Annotated in this window: 16 protein-coding genes; 14 read left to right on the top strand and 2 right to left on the bottom strand. The window is 65.9% G+C overall.

The window, feature by feature from the left end; genetic code table 11:
* Positions 1-9: 9 nt before the first annotated feature.
* On the bottom strand, positions 10-834 hold the full coding sequence (locus tag KIT86_RS02245; RefSeq protein ID WP_297394694.1) for a DNA ligase: 825 nt from the start codon (positions 832-834) through the stop codon (positions 10-12).
* Positions 835-869: 35 nt separating this feature from the next.
* Complete coding sequence (gene fabI / locus KIT86_RS02240; RefSeq protein ID WP_297394632.1) at positions 870-1,667, bottom strand: enoyl-ACP reductase FabI; 798 nt, start codon at positions 1,665-1,667, stop codon at positions 870-872.
* Between the two features lie 38 nt (positions 1,668-1,705).
* Between fabI and KIT86_RS02235 the strand changes: the two genes are divergently transcribed.
* The 14 genes from KIT86_RS02235 to KIT86_RS02170 all read left to right on the top strand — a co-directional run bounded on the left by KIT86_RS02235 (position 1,706) and on the right by KIT86_RS02170 (position 18,856).
* Complete coding sequence (locus KIT86_RS02235) at positions 1,706-3,541, top strand: extracellular solute-binding protein (protein ID WP_297394631.1); 1,836 nt, start codon at positions 1,706-1,708, stop codon at positions 3,539-3,541.
* A gap of 17 nt (positions 3,542-3,558) precedes the next feature.
* Entirely contained in the window at positions 3,559-4,590 is a 1,032-nt protein-coding gene (locus KIT86_RS02230) for a microcin C ABC transporter permease YejB (RefSeq protein ID WP_297394630.1), read from the top strand.
* The gene (locus KIT86_RS02225) at positions 4,590-5,624 is read left to right on the top strand and encodes an ABC transporter permease (protein ID WP_297394629.1); all 1,035 of its coding nucleotides are present in this window, start codon (positions 4,590-4,592) and stop codon (positions 5,622-5,624) included. The genes KIT86_RS02230 and KIT86_RS02225 overlap by 1 nt, the downstream gene beginning before the upstream one ends.
* The gene (locus KIT86_RS02220) at positions 5,621-7,231 is read left to right on the top strand and encodes an ABC transporter ATP-binding protein (RefSeq protein ID WP_297394628.1); all 1,611 of its coding nucleotides are present in this window, start codon (positions 5,621-5,623) and stop codon (positions 7,229-7,231) included. Before KIT86_RS02225 ends, KIT86_RS02220 begins: the two co-directional genes overlap by 4 nt.
* A 78-nt stretch (positions 7,232-7,309) precedes the next feature.
* Complete coding sequence (locus KIT86_RS02215; RefSeq protein WP_297394627.1) at positions 7,310-8,053, top strand: DUF2189 domain-containing protein; 744 nt, start codon at positions 7,310-7,312, stop codon at positions 8,051-8,053.
* A 3-nt stretch (positions 8,054-8,056) separates the two neighbouring features.
* Positions 8,057-8,278, top strand: coding sequence for a DUF2788 domain-containing protein (locus KIT86_RS02210; protein WP_297394626.1), 222 nt, complete (start codon positions 8,057-8,059; stop codon positions 8,276-8,278).
* A 146-nt stretch (positions 8,279-8,424) separates the two neighbouring features.
* Positions 8,425-9,024, top strand: coding sequence for a ribosome maturation factor RimP (gene rimP / locus KIT86_RS02205; RefSeq protein ID WP_297394625.1), 600 nt, complete (start codon positions 8,425-8,427; stop codon positions 9,022-9,024).
* 52 nt (positions 9,025-9,076) lie between these two features.
* Positions 9,077-10,576: a transcription termination factor NusA gene (gene nusA, locus KIT86_RS02200; protein ID WP_297394624.1), complete on the top strand. Its 1,500-nt coding sequence runs from the start codon at positions 9,077-9,079 to the stop codon at positions 10,574-10,576.
* Positions 10,577-10,607: 31 nt separating this feature from the next.
* Complete coding sequence (gene infB, locus KIT86_RS02195) at positions 10,608-13,472, top strand: translation initiation factor IF-2 (protein WP_297394623.1); 2,865 nt, start codon at positions 10,608-10,610, stop codon at positions 13,470-13,472.
* Positions 13,473-13,475: 3 nt separating this feature from the next.
* A complete protein-coding gene (gene rbfA, locus KIT86_RS02190) occupies positions 13,476-13,847 on the top strand; it encodes a 30S ribosome-binding factor RbfA (RefSeq protein WP_297394622.1) in 372 nt (123 codons plus the stop codon).
* Between the two features lie 2 nt (positions 13,848-13,849).
* Positions 13,850-14,848 carry a tRNA pseudouridine(55) synthase TruB gene (gene truB, locus KIT86_RS02185; RefSeq protein ID WP_297394621.1) on the top strand — a complete coding sequence of 333 codons (999 nt, stop codon included), beginning with the start codon at positions 13,850-13,852 and terminating at the stop codon, positions 14,846-14,848.
* The gene (gene typA / locus KIT86_RS02180; protein WP_297394619.1) at positions 14,845-16,671 is read left to right on the top strand and encodes a translational GTPase TypA; all 1,827 of its coding nucleotides are present in this window, start codon (positions 14,845-14,847) and stop codon (positions 16,669-16,671) included. The genes truB and typA overlap by 4 nt, the downstream gene beginning before the upstream one ends.
* A 54-nt stretch (positions 16,672-16,725) precedes the next feature.
* Positions 16,726-17,733, top strand: a complete 1,008-nt coding sequence (locus KIT86_RS02175) for a DMT family transporter (protein WP_297394616.1) — start codon at positions 16,726-16,728, stop codon at positions 17,731-17,733.
* A 22-nt stretch (positions 17,734-17,755) separates the two neighbouring features.
* A complete protein-coding gene (locus KIT86_RS02170) occupies positions 17,756-18,856 on the top strand; it encodes an enoyl-CoA hydratase/isomerase family protein (protein WP_297394614.1) in 1,101 nt (366 codons plus the stop codon).
* Positions 18,857-18,859 lie beyond the last annotated feature (3 nt).

The raw sequence follows: 18,859 nt of genomic DNA, 5'->3' as shown, positions 1-18,859 counted from the left end.
CGCGTTTCGTCAGCGGGGTGCGTCGGGGTGAACGCGCACGAAGCTGGCGAATCGCGGCACGCCGTTGGCGTGGTGGCCCCTGAAGCGGTAGGTCACCCACTCGCCCACGGCAGGCGGGTGTTGGCGCTGGGCGTCGGTGAAGCCGGTGCCCAGGCGAAAGCGCAGGCCAGCGGGCGTTTCCACAAGCAGGGCGCCCAGGCGTGAGGTGTGGCGCCCCTGGCCGGGCAGGTGCGCGACCACGCGGGCTTCGTCGTCCTCGTGGGTCTTCACTTTGAGAAGGTCGTCGCTGCGCAGCGCGCGGTACGGTGCATCGCCCCGGTGCAGCATCAGGCCTTCGCCGCCATCCTTCACCATGCGGTGCAGCCGCGCCATGAGCGCGGCATGGTTGGGCACGCGCTCTTGCGGTGCCGCCCGCACCCAGGCCTGGTCGATGCGCGAGACCACGCCATGGTAGGCCGCAATGCGTTCGGTGAAGGTGCCCGGGTGCCTGGGCAGGTCAAACACCATGTAGCGGATGCGTCGCCAGCGCTCTTCGTGAGGGGGCTGCTGGCGCGTGGTGGACATCGCTTCTTCAAACCGGCCCCGGCCGGCCCAGAGCTCGCCGTCCATGGGGTCGGCGGGCCAGCCAGCGGTGAACCACGCGGGCGCGGGGAGGGTGTCGCCGCTGCGGGTGCACAGGCGCGTGCCGTCCCAGTAGGCGCGCAGGCCATCGTACTTTTCGCTGAGCCAGTACGCGTCCAGCGGGATGCCTGGGCGGTATCGGGCGGCCAGCATCAAAGCTGGTGCACGGCCGGCGAGGGCACCCAACGGCAGGGCCGTGGCACCCAGGGCCAGGCCCGCCCGGACGAAGAAGTCTCGGCGCTTCAGGGTCAGAGCATCGCCTGGCTGTCGCGGCTCACGCCCGTGGTCTGGGCATAGCCACCGTCCACATAGGTGATCTCGGCCGACACGCCGGAGGCGAGGTCGGACAGCAGGAACGCCGCGACGTTGCCCACTTCCTCGATGGTGATGTTGCGGCGGATCGGCGCGGCCGACGCCACGAGGTTGAGCAGCTTGCCGAAGTCCTTGATGCCGCTGGCGGCCAGCGTCTTGATCGGGCCGGCGCTGATGCCGTTCACGCGCATGCCCTTGGGGCCGAGCGACTCGGCGAGGTACCGCACCGAGGCCTCCAGGCTGGCCTTGGCCAGGCCCATGGTGTTGTAGTTCGGCACGGCGCGGATCGCGCCCATGTAGCTCAGGGTGAGCAGCGAAGCTTTGTCGTTGAGGTAGGGCAGGGCTGCCTTGGCCATGCCAGGGAAGCTGTAGGCGCTGATGTCGTGAGCGATGCGAAAGGCTTCGCGCGAGAGGCCTTCGAGGAAGTCGCCGGTGATGGCTTCGCGCGGGGCGAAGCCGATGCTGTGCACGAAGCCGTCGAACTTGGGCCAGACCTGCGACAGATCGGCAAACAGCTTGTCGATCTGCGCGTCGTCGCTCACGTCGCAGTCGAAGATGAGCTTGGAATCGAAGTCGGCCGCAAACTCGGTGATGCGGTCCTTGAAGCGGTCACCGACGTAGCTGAACGCCAGCTCGGCACCCTGTTGGTGGCAGGCCTTGGCAATGCCGTAGGCGATGGATCGGTTGGACAGCACGCCCGTGATCAGCAGTTTCTTGCCAGCGAGAAAACCCATTTTTCATTCTCCAGAGAAAAATCCTTCAGAATTGTCTCATGCGTCGTTCCGCCCCTTGCCTCCACAGCCGTCTTGCGACGCTGTGCGCGGCCGTGGCGCTGGTGGCGTGGAGCCCGGCCAGTTGGGCGGCCCATGGCTATGCGCTGTGGGGCGACCTCAAGTACCCGGCGGGCTTCAAGAGCTTCGACTACGTGAACCTGAACGCGCCGCAGGGCGGCGAGCTGAGGCTGGTGAGCAACCAGCGCGTGTCCACCTTCGACAAGTACAACCCGTTCACCATCCGGGGATCGGCGCCGGCCTACCTAGGCACGCTGGTGTTCGACACCTTGCTCACGCCTTCGCTCGACGAAACCGCGTCGGCCTACGGCTTGCTCGCCAGCGATGTCTCGGTGGCCGACGACGGCCTGTCGGCCACATTCAAGCTGCGGGCCGAGGCGCGTTTCCACAACGGCGACCCCGTGCTGGCCGCAGACGTGCGCCACAGCTTCGACACACTGATGAGCCCGCAGACCATGCCGGCCTACAAGACGCTGCTGGAGGAGGTGGCGGGGCTGGACGTGATCGACGAGCGCACGGTGCGCTTTCGCTTCAAGCGGCCGAACCGCGAGCTGCCGTTGACCGTGGGGACCATCCCGGTCTTCAGCCGCAAGTGGGGCATGGTCGACGGCAAGGCCAAGCCTTTTGACGAGGTGGTGATGGACGTGCCCATCGGCAGTGGGCGCTACAAGATCGGCCCCGTGGTCTTTGGCCGTGACATCACCTACGTGCGCGATCCCAACTATTGGGCCCGCGACCTCAACGTCAAGCGCGGCACCGACAACTTCGACCGCATCACGGTCAAGATCTACAAGGACAACACGGCCCGGCTGGAGGGTTTCAAGGCCGGCGAGTACGACCTGCTGCAGGTTTTTTCGGCGGGAGACTGGGCGCGCCGCGTGAATGGGCGCCGCTTTGACAGCGGCGAGCTGGTCAAGGGCGAATTCGCCCATCGCTTGCCGTCGGGGTTTCAGAGCTATGTGCTCAACACGCGCAACCCCAAGCTGTCGGATGTGCGGGTGCGCCAGGCATTGGGCCTGGCCATGGACTACGAGTGGATGAACCGCCAGATGTTCTACAACTCGTACCACCGCGTCAACGGCCTGTTCGGCAACACCGATTGCGAGACCCGTGGCCTGCCCTCGGCGGAGGAACTGGCGCTGCTGGAGCCCTGGCGGGGCAAGGTGCCTGACGCGGTGTTTGGCCCCATGACCGTGCCGCCGCGCACCGATGGCGATTCGTCGCTTCGGGCCAACCTGCGCAAGGCCCGCTCGCTGCTGCGCGAGGCGGGCTGGGAGGTGCGTGACGGTGCGCTGCGCAATGCCAAGGGCGAGCCCATGGTGCTGGAGTACCTGGACAGCCGCGAGGGTGGCGTGCGCACTGTCGCGCCCTGGATCCGCAATCTGGAGAAACTCGGCATCCGCCTGAACTTCCGCTCGGTCGATTACGCCCTCTACCAGCAGCGGGTCGACCGCTTCGAGTACGAGATGATCTCCATCGCCTTTCCTGGCACCAACAACCCGGGACAGGAGTATGTCGAGATCTTCGGCAGCAAAGCGGCCGACACGCCGAGTTCGGGCAATTTCGCGGGCGTCAAGAGCCCGGCGGTCGACGCCCTCTTGCGCCGCATGACCAGCTCGCGGACCAAGGCTGAGCTGTTGCCGGCCTGCCATGCGCTGGAGCGTGTGATCGCACACAGCCATTACCTGATCCCGCAGTGGACGGTCAACGAGCACCGCATGGCCTACAACGCAGCGCGGCTGGGCAAGCCGGAGCGCATGCCGCCCTACACCCAGGCCGAGACCTGGGCCATGAGCACCTGGTGGGCCAAACAATGACACGCCGCTGACGCCCCATGTTGTCCTACATTCTCAAGCGCCTGCTGCTCATGCTGCCCACGCTGTTCGGCGTGCTGCTGTTGACCTTTGTGGTGATCCAGTTCGTGCCCGGCGGCCCGGTGGAGCAGTACCTGGCGGACGCGCGCGCCGCTGGCGGGCCTGGTGGCGCCGAAGGCAGCGGCATGACCTACCGAGGCGCGCAAGGGGTGGACCCGCAGCGCCTGGAGCAGATCAAGGCGCTTTACGGTTTCGACAAACCCGCCCACACGCGGTTCGTCGAGATGCTGGGCCGCTTCGCGCGTTTCGATCTCGGCAACAGCTTCTTTCAGAACAAGCCTGTGAGCCAGCTCATCGCGGAAAAGCTGCCTGTGTCCATCAGCCTGGGCCTGTGGACCTTCCTCATCAGCTACGGGGTGGCCGTGCCCTTGGGCGTGGCCAAGGCCGTGCGGGCGGGTACGCGCTTCGATCTGGTCAGCACCTTGCTTGTGCTCGTCGGTTATGCCATCCCCGGTTTCGTGCTGGGTGTTGCGCTGCTGGTGATCTTTGGCGGGCAACTGCAGTGGTTCCCCCTGCGCGGCCTGACCTCGGCCAACTGGGAGCAGCTGAGCTGGGGTGCGCGCATCGTCGATTACCTCTGGCACATCACCTTGCCTGTCACGGCCATGGTGCTCGGCAGCTTTGCCGTCACGGCCATGTTGACGAAGAATGCCTTTCTCGAAGAGATTCGCAAGCAATACGTGATGACGGCGCTTGCCAAGGGGCTGTCGGAGCGGCAGGTGCTTTGGAAGCACGTGTTCCGCAATGCGCTCATCCCTATCGTCACCGGTTTTCCCGCCGCATTCATTGGCGCTTTCTTCACTGGCGCGCTGCTCATCGAAACCCTGTTTTCGCTCGACGGCCTGGGACTGCTGAGCTACGAAAGCGTGATCCGGCGCGACTACCCGGTCGTCATGGGCACGCTGTTCCTGTTCACACTGATCGGACTGATCACCAAGCTGATCTCCGACCTTTGCTACGTGTGGGTCGACCCCCGCGTGAAGTTCGACTGATGGCGGCGGTGTCCATGAGCCCGAGCCGGCGCGCCTGGCTGCGCTTCAAGCGCAACCGGCTGGGCTACTGGAGCCTGGTGCTCTTCTGCGCGTTGGTGGTGGCCAGCCTGTTCGCCGAGGTGCTGTCCAACGACCGGCCTCTCATCGTGCGCTACGAGGGGAAAACCTACTTCCCCATCGTCCAGGACCACGCGGAGACGGTCTTCGGTGGTGACTTTGAAACCCCCACCGACTACCTCGACCCGTTTATTCGCGAGCAGATCACGCGCGGCGACAACTGGGCGCTCTACGCGCCCAACCCTTATGGCGCCCAGACCATCAATTACTTCGCCCAATCGCCCAACCCCTCGGCACCGACCTGGGACAACTGGCTGGGCACCGACGATCGCGGTCGAGACCTGCTGGCGCAACTGATCTATGGTTTTCGCGTGAGCGTGCTCTTCGCGCTGGCGCTCACGGCCATCGGCGTGGTGCTGGGTGTCATCACCGGCGCCATCCAGGGCTTTTTCGGCGGCAAGACCGACCTGGCCTTTCAGCGCTTCATCGAGATCTGGAGCTCCATGCCGGAGCTGTACCTGCTGATCATCTTCTCGGCCGTCTTCTCGCCCAGCCTGGGCCTGTTGCTGATCCTGCTCAGCCTGTTCGGGTGGATGGGGCTTTCCGACTACGTCCGCGCAGAGTTCCTGCGCAACCGCCAGCTCGACTATGTGCGTGCGGCGCGCGCCATGGGTTTGTCGAACGGTCAGATCATCTGGCGCCACGTGCTGCCCAACAGCCTCACCCCGGTGGTGACCTTCCTCCCGTTTCGCATGAGCGCGGCCATCTTGGCGCTGACCTCGTTGGACTTCCTGGGCCTGGGCGTGCCGCCAGGCACGCCATCGCTGGGCGAGCTGCTCAGCCAAGGCAAGAACAGCATTGACGCCTGGTGGATTTCGCTGTCCACCTTTGCTGTGCTCGTGGTCACGCTGCTGCTGCTTACTTTCATGGGCGATGCGCTGCGCGACGCACTGGACCCCAGAAAGGCCGACCAATGACGGCGCCGCCCATGCTGCTCGAAGTGAGCGATCTGCGCGTCGCGTTCGCCGGCCAGGAAGTCGTGCATGGCATTGATTTCTCGATCCGGAGTGGCGAAAAGCTCGCCCTCGTGGGGGAATCAGGCTCCGGCAAGACGGTATCGGCGCTCTCGCTGCTGCGCCTGGTGCACAACGCGCAGGTGTCGGGCCGGGCACTGCTGCGCGGCAAGGACCTGCTTGCCATGACCGAACGCCAACTGCGGGGCGTGCGGGGCGACGAGGTGGCCGTCGTGTTCCAGGAGCCCATGAGCGCACTCAACCCGCTCTACACCGTGGGCGACCAGATTCGGGAGGTGCTGCAACTCAAGAAGGGCCTGACCGCTCGCCAGGCGGTGGCCGCGTCCCACGAACTGCTGGCCTCCACCGGCATTCCCGAGCCGGCCCGTCGAGCCAACGCGTTTCCGCACCAGCTCAGCGGCGGCCAGCGCCAGCGCGCCATGATCGCCATGGCCCTGGCCAGCGCGCCCAAGCTGCTGTTGGCCGACGAACCCACCACCGCGCTGGACGTGACCTTGCGCGTGCAGATTCTTGACCTGCTGGCGGACTTGCAGCGGCAGCACGGTATGGCGGTGCTGTTGATCACGCACGACCTCAACCTCGTGCGCCGCTTCGCCGACCGTGTGGCCGTGATGGAGCGCGGCCACCTTGTGGAGCAGGGCGAGGTCGCCGACGTGTTCGCCAGGCCCGAGCATCCGTACACCCGAAAGCTGCTGGCCAGCAAGCCGCAACGCGATGTCGCCGAGCCGCTGGTGCGGGGCGACGAGGCGCCCGTCTTGAAGTCGCAGGGGTTGCGCGTGAGCTATCCGGTGGGATTGCCAGGCTTCAAGGGTTGGTTCCGAAAGGGCGAGTTCGTGGCGGTTCAAGGTGCCGACATGCAGATCGCTCCGGGTCGCACGCTGGGGGTGATCGGCGAGTCCGGCTCGGGCAAGTCCACCCTGGCGCTGGCCGCGCTGGGGCTGTTGCCGCACCAGGGCCACCTTCAGATCGACGGCACCGACTGGGCGCAGGCCAAGAAGGCGGGTCGGGAGCGGGCCCTGCGCCAGCGCATCCAGGTGGTGTTCCAGGACCCGTTTTCCTCGCTCTCGCCGCGCCTGACCGTCGAGCAGATCGTGGGCGAGGGCCTGCAGGTGCACAACCCCGGGCTGTCGGTGGCGCAGCGGCGCCAACGGGTGGTGGCCGCGTTGGCCGACGTGGGCCTGGTGGATGACCCCGAGCATGGCAGCGACTGGCTGCAGCGTTACCCACACGAGTTTTCCGGGGGCCAGCGGCAGCGCCTGGCCATCGCCCGCGCCTTGATCGTTGATCCGCAACTGCTGGTGCTCGACGAGCCGACCAGCGCACTCGATGTGACGGTGCAGAAGCAGGTGCTGTCGCTGCTGCAGCGCTTGCAGCGTGAGCGCGGCCTGAGCTACCTGCTCATCACCCACGATGTGGATGTGATCCATGCCATGGCGCACGATGTAATGGTGATGAAAGATGGCGTGGTGGTGGAGCAGGGGCCGGTGGATCGGGTCCTGCGAGCACCCGAGCACCCGTACACGCGGGCGCTGGTGCAGGCCGCCGCCTGAACCGGTGCCTTGCTTGATCTGGGTCAGCCGCCGGCGTGCGCGGTGAAGCTATAAGGAGCAACCATGGAGAGGGATCGCATGCCTTTGTCGCCGCTCACGCTGACCTCGCCCGCGCGCTGGCTGGCCGCGGGCTGGTCCGACCTCTGCCGCCACCCGGTGCCCGGCTTGGTTCATGGCCTGCTCGTCACGGCTTTTGGTGCCTTGCTTCTGTGGGTTGCGCGCGAGCGCTTCTGGTTGCTGGCGGGCGCGTTTTCCGGTTTCCTCATCGTTGCGCCCATCCTGGCCACCGGCCTGTACTCGGTCAGCCGTGGGCTCGAGCGTGGGCAACGCATCGGCATGGCCGAGGTGTGGGGACTCTGGCGCTCGGGCGATGCCCGGCTGGTGCGCTTTGGCCTGCTGCTGGGCCTGGCGGGCACCGGCTGGGTGCTGACCTCGGCAGCGCTGATCACCCTGTGCTCGCCCGTGCCCATCCAAAAGCCGCTGGATTTTTTGCGCCACGTGGTGCTGGTGCGTGAGATCGGCTTGTTCGAAATCTGGCTGCTGCTGGGGGCACTGCTGGCGGCCCCGGTCTTTGCATCCACGCTCGTGGCGCTGCCCATGCTGGTGGACCGGCCCGTGCCGGTGAGCACAGCCGTGCTGCGAAGCTGGCGCGCCGTGGCCAGCCACCCGGCTCCCGCCACGATCTGGGCGGTCTGCATCGCGCTGCTGGTCGGCCTGGGCATGGCGTCGGGCCTGCTGGGCCTGATCGTGCTCATTCCGCTCATCGGCCACGCCAGCTGGCACGCCTACCGCGAACTCACCGCCGGCGACGGGCTGGGCTGAGCGATGGAAACCACCGTCCTGGGCTTCACCGAGGGCCAGATCGCGCAATTTGGGCTGACCTTCGGCGTCGGCGCCTTCATCCTCTACATGCTGTTCATCGTGTTCAATCTGGCGCGTGAATCCAAAGCCGGGAAGTTTGGTACTTTTGTGCTCTTTCTGGTGCTTTCTTTCGGCATGTTGGGCTTTCTGGCCAAGAACCTCATTCAATGGGTGCTGGGCATCTGAGCAAGGTTGCCAAATAGCGCACAGAAGCGTTACAATGCTGGCTTCACGACCAAATGGGCGGGTAACTACCGGCCCATTTTTTTTGGCCGAACGCTTTTGGCCCCACGGACCGCCGGGGGGCAAACCCTGGGCAGATACCACACGCAATGGCTTGGCAAGACACCGTAGAGCAGACCGTCACCGGACTGGGCTTTGACCTGGTGGAACTCGAACGCTCCGCTGGTGGTCTGTTGCGGGTGACGATCGACTGGCCCTGGCAAGCGCCAGTGGAGGGGCAGCCGATGCCCGCCGAGCGCTTTGTGACGGTGGAAGATTGCGAGAAGGTCACGCGCCAGTTGCAGTACCTGCTGGAAGTGGAAGGCCTGGAGTACCGGCGCCTCGAGGTGGGTTCGCCGGGCATTGATCGCCCGCTCAGGCGCGAGATCGATTACGTGCGGTTTGAGGGTCACGTGGTGGACCTGACCCTGAAGGCGCCCATTGGCGCCACGGGGACCGATGTGGCGGCGAACCGCAAGAAATTTCGCGGCACGCTCGAACGTGCCGACGACGGTGTGCAGTGGCAGGTGGTCTGGAGCGATGCGCCCGAACCCAAGCCCGGGCAGCGCGTGAGCAAGAAGCGCGCGCCCGTTGCGCTGCAGGCCCTGGCTTTCACGCTGGCCGATGTCCAGCAGGCGCGGCTTGCGCCGATCGTGAATTTCAAGGGCCGGCAGGCCCCTGGTGCGGCCGCCGCGCCAAGCGATGAATGAGAGAAAAACGTTGTGATTACGGAAAAGCTATTCGGAAAGGTGGGCGAGTGAAATGAACCGCGAAATGTTGATGCTGATCGATGCGATCTCACGCGAGAAGAACGTCGAACGCGACGTGGTGCTCGGCGCCGTGGAGCTCGCGCTGGCCTCGGCCACCAAGAAGCTCTACAAGGGCGATGTCGACATCCGCGTCGCGATGGACCCGGACACCGGCGCCTACGAAACCTTCCGCCGCTGGCTGGTCGTGCCCGATGAGGCTGGCCTGCAGAACCCGGATGCCGAAGAGATGCTCAGCGATGCGCGCGAAGAACTCGCCGACATCGAAGAAGGCGACTACATCGAGAAGCCGGTTGAAAGCGTGCCGATCGGCCGCATCGGCGCGATGGCCGCCAAGCAGGTGATCCTGCAGAAGATCCGCGACGCCGAGCGCGAAATGCTGCTCAACGACTTCATGTCGCGGGGCGACAAGATCTTCGTGGGCACCGTCAAGCGCATGGACAAGGGCGATCTGATCATTGAGAGCGGCCGGGTCGAAGGTCGCCTCAAGCGTGGCGAGATGATCCCCAAGGAAAACTTCCGCACCGGCGACCGCGTCCGCGCCATGATCATGGAAGTGGACCTGACGCTGCGCGGCGCGCCCATCCTGCTGTCGCGTTCGGCGCCTTCGTTCATGATCGAGCTCTTCCGCCAGGAAGTGCCCGAGATCGAACAAGGCCTGCTGGAGATCAAGACCTGCGCCCGCGACCCCGGTTCGCGCGCCAAGATCGCCGTGCACAGCTTCGACAAGCGCATCGACCCCATTGGCACCTGCGTCGGTGTGCGCGGGTCGCGCGTCAACGGCGTGACCAACGAGCTCGCCGGCGAGCGCGTGGACATCGTGCTGTGGTCTGAAGACCCGGCGCAGTTCGTGATCGGTGCGCTGGCGCCGGCCAACGTGGTCTCCATCGTGGTGGACGAGGAGCGCCACGCCATGGACGTCGTGGTCGACGAGGAAAACCTCGCGATCGCCATTGGCCGTGGTGGCCAGAACGTGCGCCTGGCCTCCGAACTGACCGGCTGGCGGATCAACATCATGACCGCCGACGAATCGGCGCAGAAGCAGGCCGAAGAGGCCGACGGCATCCGCAAGGTGTTCATGGCCAAGCTGGACGTGGACCAGGAAATCGCCGACATCCTGATCGAGGAAGGCTTCACCAGCCTCGAGGAAGTGGCCTACGTGCCGCTGCAGGAAATGCTTGAAATCGAATCGTTCGATGAAGACACCGTCAACGAGTTGCGCACGCGCGCCAAGGACGCCCTGCTGACGATGGAAATCGCGCGGGAAGAAAGCGTCGAGGAAGTCTCGCAGGATCTGCGCGACCTCGAAGGCATGACGCCTGAACTGATTGCCAAGTTGGCCGACGCCGGTGTCCACACCCGCGACGAGCTGGCCGACCTGGCTACCGACGAACTCACCGACATCACCGCACAGACGCCTGAAGAGGCCACGGCGCTGATCATGCTGGCACGCGCGCACTGGTTCACCGGTGACGAAGCGCAATCCACGAACTGACCAGCGGAGGCCCCAGCGGAGAAAAGAACCCATGACCAGTACCACCGTCGCCGAATTGGCTGCCGAGCTGAACAAGCCCACTTCCGTCCTGCTGGAGCAACTCACAGCAGCCGGAGTGCCCAAGACTTCCGGGACCGATGCGGTCACCGAATCCGACAAGCAGTCGCTGCTCGGCCATCTCAAGGCGAGCCACGGCACGGCCGGCGGTGAACGCAAGAAGATCACCCTGGTGAAGAAGTCGACCTCCGAGATCAAGCAGGCCGATGCAACCGGACGTGCCCGCACCATCCAGGTGGAAGTGCGCAAGAAGCGCACCTTCATCAAGCGCGACGACGAAGTCGCGGTGCCCGAGGCCGTGGCCGAGGCCCCCCCGGCCGCACCTGTGATCGACACCGAGGAACTGGCCCGCCGCGAGGAAGACGCGCGCCGCCAGGCCGAGTTGCTGCGCCGCCAGGAAGAGGAATTGACGCAGAAGCGCCAGGCTCGCGAAGCCGAGGAAGCCCGCCAGGCCAAGGCCGAGCAGGAGCGTGTGGCCGCGGCCGAAGCTGCCGAGGCCGCCGCGCGCGCCGCCGCCGAAGCCGCCACGCCGGTCTCGGTGGACGAGGCCGCTGCCGCCAAGGCGAGCAAGGACGCTCAGGCCAAGACGGCCTCGCTGGAGCGCGAATCCGCTGCCCGCGTGCTGGCCGACAAGAACGCCGAGGCCAAGAGGGCCGAGGACCTGCGTGCGCAGGACCTGCTGGAACGCCGCCGCAAGGCCGAAGCAGAAGCGGCCAACATCCGCGCCATGATGTCTGCCCCCGCCAGGACCCTGGTGGCCAAGAAACCCGAACCCGCGCCTGCGGCTGACCCCAAGGCGGGCATCAAGGGCACGCTGCACAAGCCAGCCGGCACACCCGGCAAGGCACCTGCGGCCGGCACGGCCGCGGCCACGCCGGGCGGAGCGGCGGGCAAGAAAGAGGTCAAGTCGGAGAACCTGTCCTCCACCTGGAAGGACGACGCGGCCAAGAAGAAGGAAATCAAGACCCGTGGCGACACGAGCGCCGGGCGTTCCAACTGGCGTGGCGGCCCGCGCGGCCGCCGCAACGACCGCGACTCCCGCGATTCCGGCCAGAGCAGCTTCGTGGCGCCGACCGAGTTCAAGGTGCTGGAGGTGCACGTGCCCGAGACCATCACGGTGGCCGAGCTTGCGCACAAGATGAGCCTGAAGTCGTCGGAGGTCATCAAGCAACTGATGAAGCTGGGCCAGATGGTCACCATCAACCAGCCGCTGGACCAGGACACCGCGATGATCGTGGTCGAAGAACTGGGCCACAAGGCGATTGTGGCCGCGCTGGACGATCCCGAGGCGTTCACCGACGAAGAGGCCGCTCAACAGGACGCAGAGGCGCTGCCTCGCGCGCCGGTGGTCACCGTCATGGGCCACGTCGACCACGGCAAGACCTCGCTGCTGGACTACATCCGGCGTGCCAAGGTGGCTGCGGGCGAAGCCGGCGGCATCACGCAGCACATTGGTGCCTACCACGTGGAAACCGAGCGCGGCATGATCTCGTTCCTCGACACCCCGGGTCACGAGGCGTTCACCGCCATGCGTGCCCGCGGTGCCCAGGCCACCGACATCGTGATCCTGGTCTGCGCGGCCGACGACGGCGTCATGCCGCAGACCAAGGAAGCCATCAAGCACGCGAAGGCGGCGGGTGTGCCCATGGTCGTGGCCCTGACCAAGATCGACAAGCCCGGCATCAACCTGGAAAAGGTCCGCTCCGAGCTGATCGCCGAAGAAGTGGTGCCGGAAGAGTTTGGTGGCGACACCCCGTTCGTGGGCGTTTCGGCCAAGACCGGCGCCGGCGTGGATGCGCTGCTCGAACAGGTGCTGCTGCAGGCCGAAGTGCTCGAACTCAAGGCGCCGGTGGATACCATGGCCAAGGGCCTGGTGATCGAAGCTCGCCTGGACAAGGGGCGCGGTGCTGTGGCCACGGTGCTGGTGCAGAGCGGCACGCTCAAGACCGGCGACGTGATCCTGGTGGGGCAAACCTCGGGCCGCGTGCGCGCCATGCTCGACGAGAACGGCAAGCCCATCAAGGCGGCCGGTCCGTCGATCCCGGTGGAAATCCAGGGCCTGTCCGAAGTGCCGCAGGCCGGCGACGATTTCATGGTGATGACCGACGAGCGCCGTGCGCGCGAGATCGCCACCTACCGCGCGGGCAAGTTCCGCAACACCAAGCTGGCCAAGCAGCAGGCCGCCAAGCTGGAGAACATGTTCTCCGACATGACGGCGGGCGAGGTCAAGCTGCTTCCCATCATCGTCAAGGCCGATGTGCAGGGTTCTCAGGAAGCGCTGTCGGCCTCGCTGCTCAAGCTCTCGACCGAAGAGGTCAAGGTGCAGCTCGTGTTCGCCGGTGTCGGTGGCATCAGCGAGTCGGACGTCAACCTGGCCATTGCCTCCAAGGCCGTGATCATCGGCTTCAACGTGCGTGCCGACGTCGGCGCGCGCAAGTTGGCCGAAGGCAACGACGTGGACCTGCGCTACTACAACATCATCTACGACGCCGTGGACGATCTGAAGGCGGCGATGTCCGGCATGCTGGCGCCCGAGAAGCGCGAAGAGGTCATTGGCTCGGCCGAGATCCGCACCGTGTTCGTGGCATCCAAGATTGGCACGGTGGCGGGTTGTATGGTCACCTCCGGCATGGTCACCCGCAGCGCGCACTTCCGCCTGCTGCGCGACAACGTGGTGGTCTACACCGGCGAGATCGACACGCTCAAGCGCCTCAAGGACGACGTGCGCGAAGTCAAGGAAGGCTTCGAGTGCGGTATCAAGCTGAAGAACTACAACGACATCAAGGAAGGCGACCAGCTCGAATTCTTTGAAGTCAAGGAAGTGGCTCGCACGCTGTAAACGATGCCTCGCAAAGCGTCATCCACCCCCAACCGCGGTTTCCGCGTGGCCGACCAGATCCAGCGGGATCTGGCCGAGCTGATCGCGCGCGAGCTCAAGGACCCGCGGGTGGGCATGGTCACGCTCAACGCGGTGGAGGTCACGCCCGACTACGCGCACGCCAAGGTGTTCTTCAGCCTGCTGACGGGCGACCCCGACGAGACCTTGCAAGGCCTCAACGCCGCGGCCGGCTTCTTGCGCAATGGCCTGTTCAAGCGCCTGCACATCCACACCGTGCCGACGCTGCACTTCGTGTTTGACCGCACCACCGAGCGCGCGGCCGACATGAACGCCTTGATTTCCAAGGCCGTTTCCTCTCGTTCAAAGGAAGAATGAGCATGCACGCGCCACGCACACGGGTGCAACGGCGCCCTGTGCATGGGGTGCTGTTGCTCGACAAACCGCTGGGTCTCTCCAGCAACCAGGCCTTGCAGAAGGCCAAGTGGTTGCTGCGCGCGGAGAAGGCGGGCCATACCGGCACCCTGGACCCGCTGGCCAGTGGCGTGCTGCCGCTGTGTTTCGGCGCCGCCACCAAGTTCAGCCAGATTCATCTGGACGCGGACAAGACCTACGAAACCATCGTGCGCCTGGGCGTGAAGACCCGAACAGGCGATGCCGAGGGCGATGTCATCGAGACGCGCGAGGTGGCGTGCACGGTCGGGCAGGTGGTCGAGGTGCTCGACCGTTTTACCGGCCCGATCGCGCAAGTGCCCCCCATGCACAGCGCCCTCAAGAAGGATGGCAAGGCGCTCTACGAGTATGCCCGGGAGGGCGAGACCGTGGAGCGCGAAGCGCGCCACGTCGTCATTCACGACCTGGAACTGCTGGACATGCAGTTGCAGGGTGATGCCCCGCAGTTGCGCTTGCGGGTGCGCTGCAGCAAGGGCACCTACATCCGAACGCTGGGCGAAGACATTGGCGAAGCCCTAGGCTGTGGGGGCCATCTCATCCTCTTGCGCCGCATGGCCACGGGGCCATTCGACGTCTCTCAGTGCATTGCGCTGGACGCGCTGGAATCCCTGAGCGAAGAGGACCGCCTGGGCAAGCTGCTGCCTGTGCAGTCGCTGCTGGAGGGTCATGAGCCCGTCACGCTTGCGGCCGACGATGCCGGTCGCTTCCTCAGTGGCCTGCGACGCCGCGGCGCCTGGGCCGACAGCGCGCGCGTGGCCGTTTTCGGGCCCTTGCCCGTGGCGGCGCCGTCCGAACCGTCTTTTACGTCATCCCCTGTGTTGCTGGGCAGCGCCCACACGAAAGCAGGGGAGCTGATCCCGGGGCGACTGCTGAGCCCCTCTGAAATACAGCAAATCCTGGAAACCTCACCGGAACTCTCATCATGAGCAAACAAATCCGCAACATCGCCATCATCGCCCACGTTGACCATGGCAAGACCACCATGGTGGACCAGCTGCTGCGCCAGTCCGGCACCTTTGCCGAGCACGAGAAGGTGGTCGACACGGTGATGGACAACAACGCCATCGAGCGCGAGCGCGGCATCACCATCCTGGCCAAGAACTGTGCGGTGAGCTGGGAAGGCACGCACATCAACATCGTCGACACGCCCGGCCACGCGGACTTCGGCGGTGAGGTGGAGCGCGCCCTGTCCATGGTGGACGGTGTGGTGCTGCTGATTGACGCGCAGGAAGGCCCGATGCCGCAGACGCGCTTCGTCACCAAGAAGGCGCTGGCCCTGGGCCTCAAGCCCATCGTGGTGGTCAACAAGGTGGACAAGCCGGGTGCCAATCCCGACAAGGTGATCAATGCCGCCTTCGACCTGTTCGACAAGCTCGGTGCCAACGACGAGCAGCTCGACTTCCCCGTGGTGTACGCCTCGGGCATCAACGGCTGGACCTCGCTGGTCGAGGGTGCGCCCGGCGAGCAGTGGGGCCCGGACATGTCGGCCCTGTTCAACACCGTGCTCAAGCACGTGCCCGCGCAGAAGGGCGATCCGAACGCGCCGCTGCAGCTGCAGATCTCCGCACTTGACTTCTCGACCTTCGTGGGCCGCATCGGCGTGGGCCGCATCAGCGCCGGCATCGTCAGGCCCGGCATGGACGTGGCGGTGATGGAAGGCCCCGATGGCAAGACCATCAAGGGCCGCGTCAACCAGGTGCTGACCTTCCAGGGTCTGGACCGCGTGCAGGTGACGGAAGCGGGCCCGGGTGACATCGTGTTGATCAACGGCATTGCCGACATCGGCATCGGCGTGACCATCACCGACCCGCTGAACCCGACGCCACTGCCCATGCTCAAGATCGATGAGCCGACGCTGACCATGAACTTCTGCGTCAACACCAGCCCGCTGGCCGGCCGCGAAGGCAAGTACGTGACCAGCCGCCAGGTCTGGGACCGTTTGCAGAAGGAACTGCAGAGCAACGTCGCGCTGCGCGTGCGTGAAACCAGCGAAGACGGCATTTTTGAAGTGATGGGCCGGGGCGAACTGCACCTGACCATCCTGCTGGAGAACATGCGCCGCGAAGGCTACGAGCTGGCCGTGTCCAAGCCGCGCGTGGTGTTCCGCGAGATCAATGGCGAGCGCCATGAGCCGATCGAGATGGTGACGGCGGACATCGAAGAGCAGCACCAGGGCGGCGTGATGCAGGCCCTGGGCGAGCGCAAGGGCGAGCTGGTGAACATGGAGCCCGATGGCCGTGGCCGCGTGCGCCTGGAGTACCGCATCCCGGCGCGTGGCCTGATTGGTTTCACCAACGAATTCCTGAACCTGACGCGCGGCTCGGGCCTGATCGCCAACATCTTCGACGGTTACGAACCCCACAAGGGCGAGATTGCGAGCCGCAAGAACGGTGTGCTCATCTCGATGGACGATGGTGAAATCTTCACCTATGCCCTGGGCAAGCTCGATGACCGCGGCCGCATGTTCGTGCGAGCCGGCGACCCGGTGTACGAAGGCATGATCGTCGGCATCCACAACCGCGACAACGATCTGGTGGTCAACGCCACGCGCACCAAGCAGCTGACCAACTTCCGTGTCAGCGGCAAGGAAGACGCGATCAAGATCACGCCGCCCATCGAGTGCACGCTGGAGTACGGCGTGGAGTTCATCGAGGACGACGAGCTGGTGGAAATCACGCCCAAGAGCATCCGCCTGCGCAAGCGCCACCTCAAGGAGCACGACCGCAAGCGCGCCAGCCGCGAAGGCTGATCGCTCCGCACAGGCCGTTGTCTCCCGGGACGCGGCCTTTTTTACGAACAGACCATGCCCTTTCGTGCTCTCAGCCGCCTGACGCACACCCAGGCGGTGTTCCTGATGATTGCGGTGACCCTGATGTGGTCGATCGCCGGTGTGGTTTCGCGCCAGCTCGAATCGGCGGCCCGTTTCGAGGTCACGTTCTGGCGCAGCGCCTTCACCACGATTTCGCTGCTGGTGATCCTGCCCTGGTGGCGCGCCAATGACCGCGCGGCGGGGCTGATCGCCAACGAAGCGGGGCAGGGGGTCCTTGAACGCCATTGGGGCGTGCTGGCACGCTCCCGGGCGTTCTGGATCTCGGGTGTCTGCTGGAGCGTGATGTTCACCGCCTTCATGCTGGCGCTGACCTTCACCACGGTGGCCAACGTGCTCATCATCATGTCGGTGGGCCCGCTGTTCACCGCGCTGGTGGCCCGTGCTGTGCTGGGCCAGCGGCTCGCGCTGCGCACCTGGCTGGCCATCGTGGCGGCCGGCGCGGGCATCATGTACATGTACGGCAGCCAGTTCCTGCAGGCCTTCAGCGACCCTGCCACGCAGACCGGTGGCCTGGTGGCGGGCTCGCTCGTGGCGCTGTGCGTGCCGGTGGCCGCCGCCATCAACTGGACGGTGGTTCAGCGCGGCCAGACCCACGGCGAAAAGATCGACCTGGTGCCCTCGGTGCTGCTGGGCGGCATCCTGTCTTCGCTGGCGACACTGCCGCTGGCCCTGCCGTTCGAGGCGACGGGCAAGGACGTGGCTTGGCTGGCCCTGCTCGGGCTGGTGCAGCTGGCCGTTCCTTGCGCACTGGCCGTCGTCTGCGCCCGTTCGCTCAAGGCACCCGAGGTGTCGCTGCTCGCGCTGCTGGAGGTGATCTTCGGCATCCTGCTGGCCTGGGCCGGCGCGGGCGAGGTGCCCGGCCCCGAGGTGTTGACCGGCGGCTCGCTGGTCATTGGCGCGCTGGTGCTCAACGAACTGCTGGGCTGGCGCTCCCGCGTCGGCACCCCGCGTATCCAGACGGTGGACAAACAGCCACAATGATCGACTGACCGGAAGAACAAAGATGACTTCTCTCACACCCGAAACCCATGTCGTTGCCGAACTCCGGGGGCGCGTGGGGTGCATCACGCTCAACCGCCCCAAGGCGCTCAATGCGCTCTCGCTCGACATGATTCGCCGTCTCACGCAGACGCTGCAGGACTGGCGCGACGACGACGCGGTGCTGGCAGTGGTGGTGCGAGGCGTCAACAAGGAGGGTCCTTTCGGCTCGTTCTGCGCGGGAGGCGACATCCGCTTCTTCCACCAGGCCGCCCTGGCCGGTGACTCGGCGCTGGAAGCGTTCTTCACGGAGGAATACGCGCTCAACCACCTGATCCACACCTACCCCAAGCCCTACATCGCGCTGATGGACGGCATCGTGATGGGTGGGGGCATGGGCATCAGCCAGGGCGCGAGCCTGCGCATCGTCACCGAGCGCAGCAAGCTGGCCATGCCTGAGACCAACATCGGCCTGTTCCCCGACGTGGGGGGCGGCTACTTCCTGAGCCGCTGCGCGGGCCGACTGGGCGAGTACCTCGCGCTCACCGGTCTGGTGCTCACCGGTCGCGAGGCCATCACGGCGGGCCTGGCCGACGGCTTCATCGAGTCGGGTCGCCTGCCCGGCCTGTGGGCTTCCCTGGAGCGCACGCCGTTTGAAAACGGTGCTTCCGTGGAGCGTTGGTGCGCCAGCCACCTCAACACCACGGCAGCGCCCGCCCCGTGGCCGGCAAAGGACGTGGACCGGATCTTCGGCCTGCCCGATGTGCCACAGATCGTCGCCGCGCTCGAAGCGAGCGACAGCGACTGGGCCCGGCAGACCGCCGCCACCCTGCGCCAGCGTTCGCCTTTGATGCTGCACGTGGTGCTGGAGCAGATCCGCCGCGCGCGCGGCATGGGCCTGGCCGATGACCTTCGCATGGAGCGCGACATGGTGCACCGCTGCTTCCATCTGCGCCCCGGCGCGGCCAGCGAAACGGTGGAGGGCATCCGCGCCCTGGCGGTCGACAAGGACCATGCTCCGCGCTGGAACCCGGCCTGCATTGAAGACGTGACACCGGCGCAGGTCGCGGCCTTTTTCCAGAGCCCCTGGCCAGCAGACGCGCACCCGCTGCGTCGGCTGGGCTGAGCG

Source organism: Hydrogenophaga sp. (assembly GCF_026125825.1).
Lineage (GTDB): Bacteria > Pseudomonadota > Gammaproteobacteria > Burkholderiales > Burkholderiaceae_C > Hydrogenophaga.
This window is presented reverse-complemented; position numbering and strand designations above follow the sequence as displayed.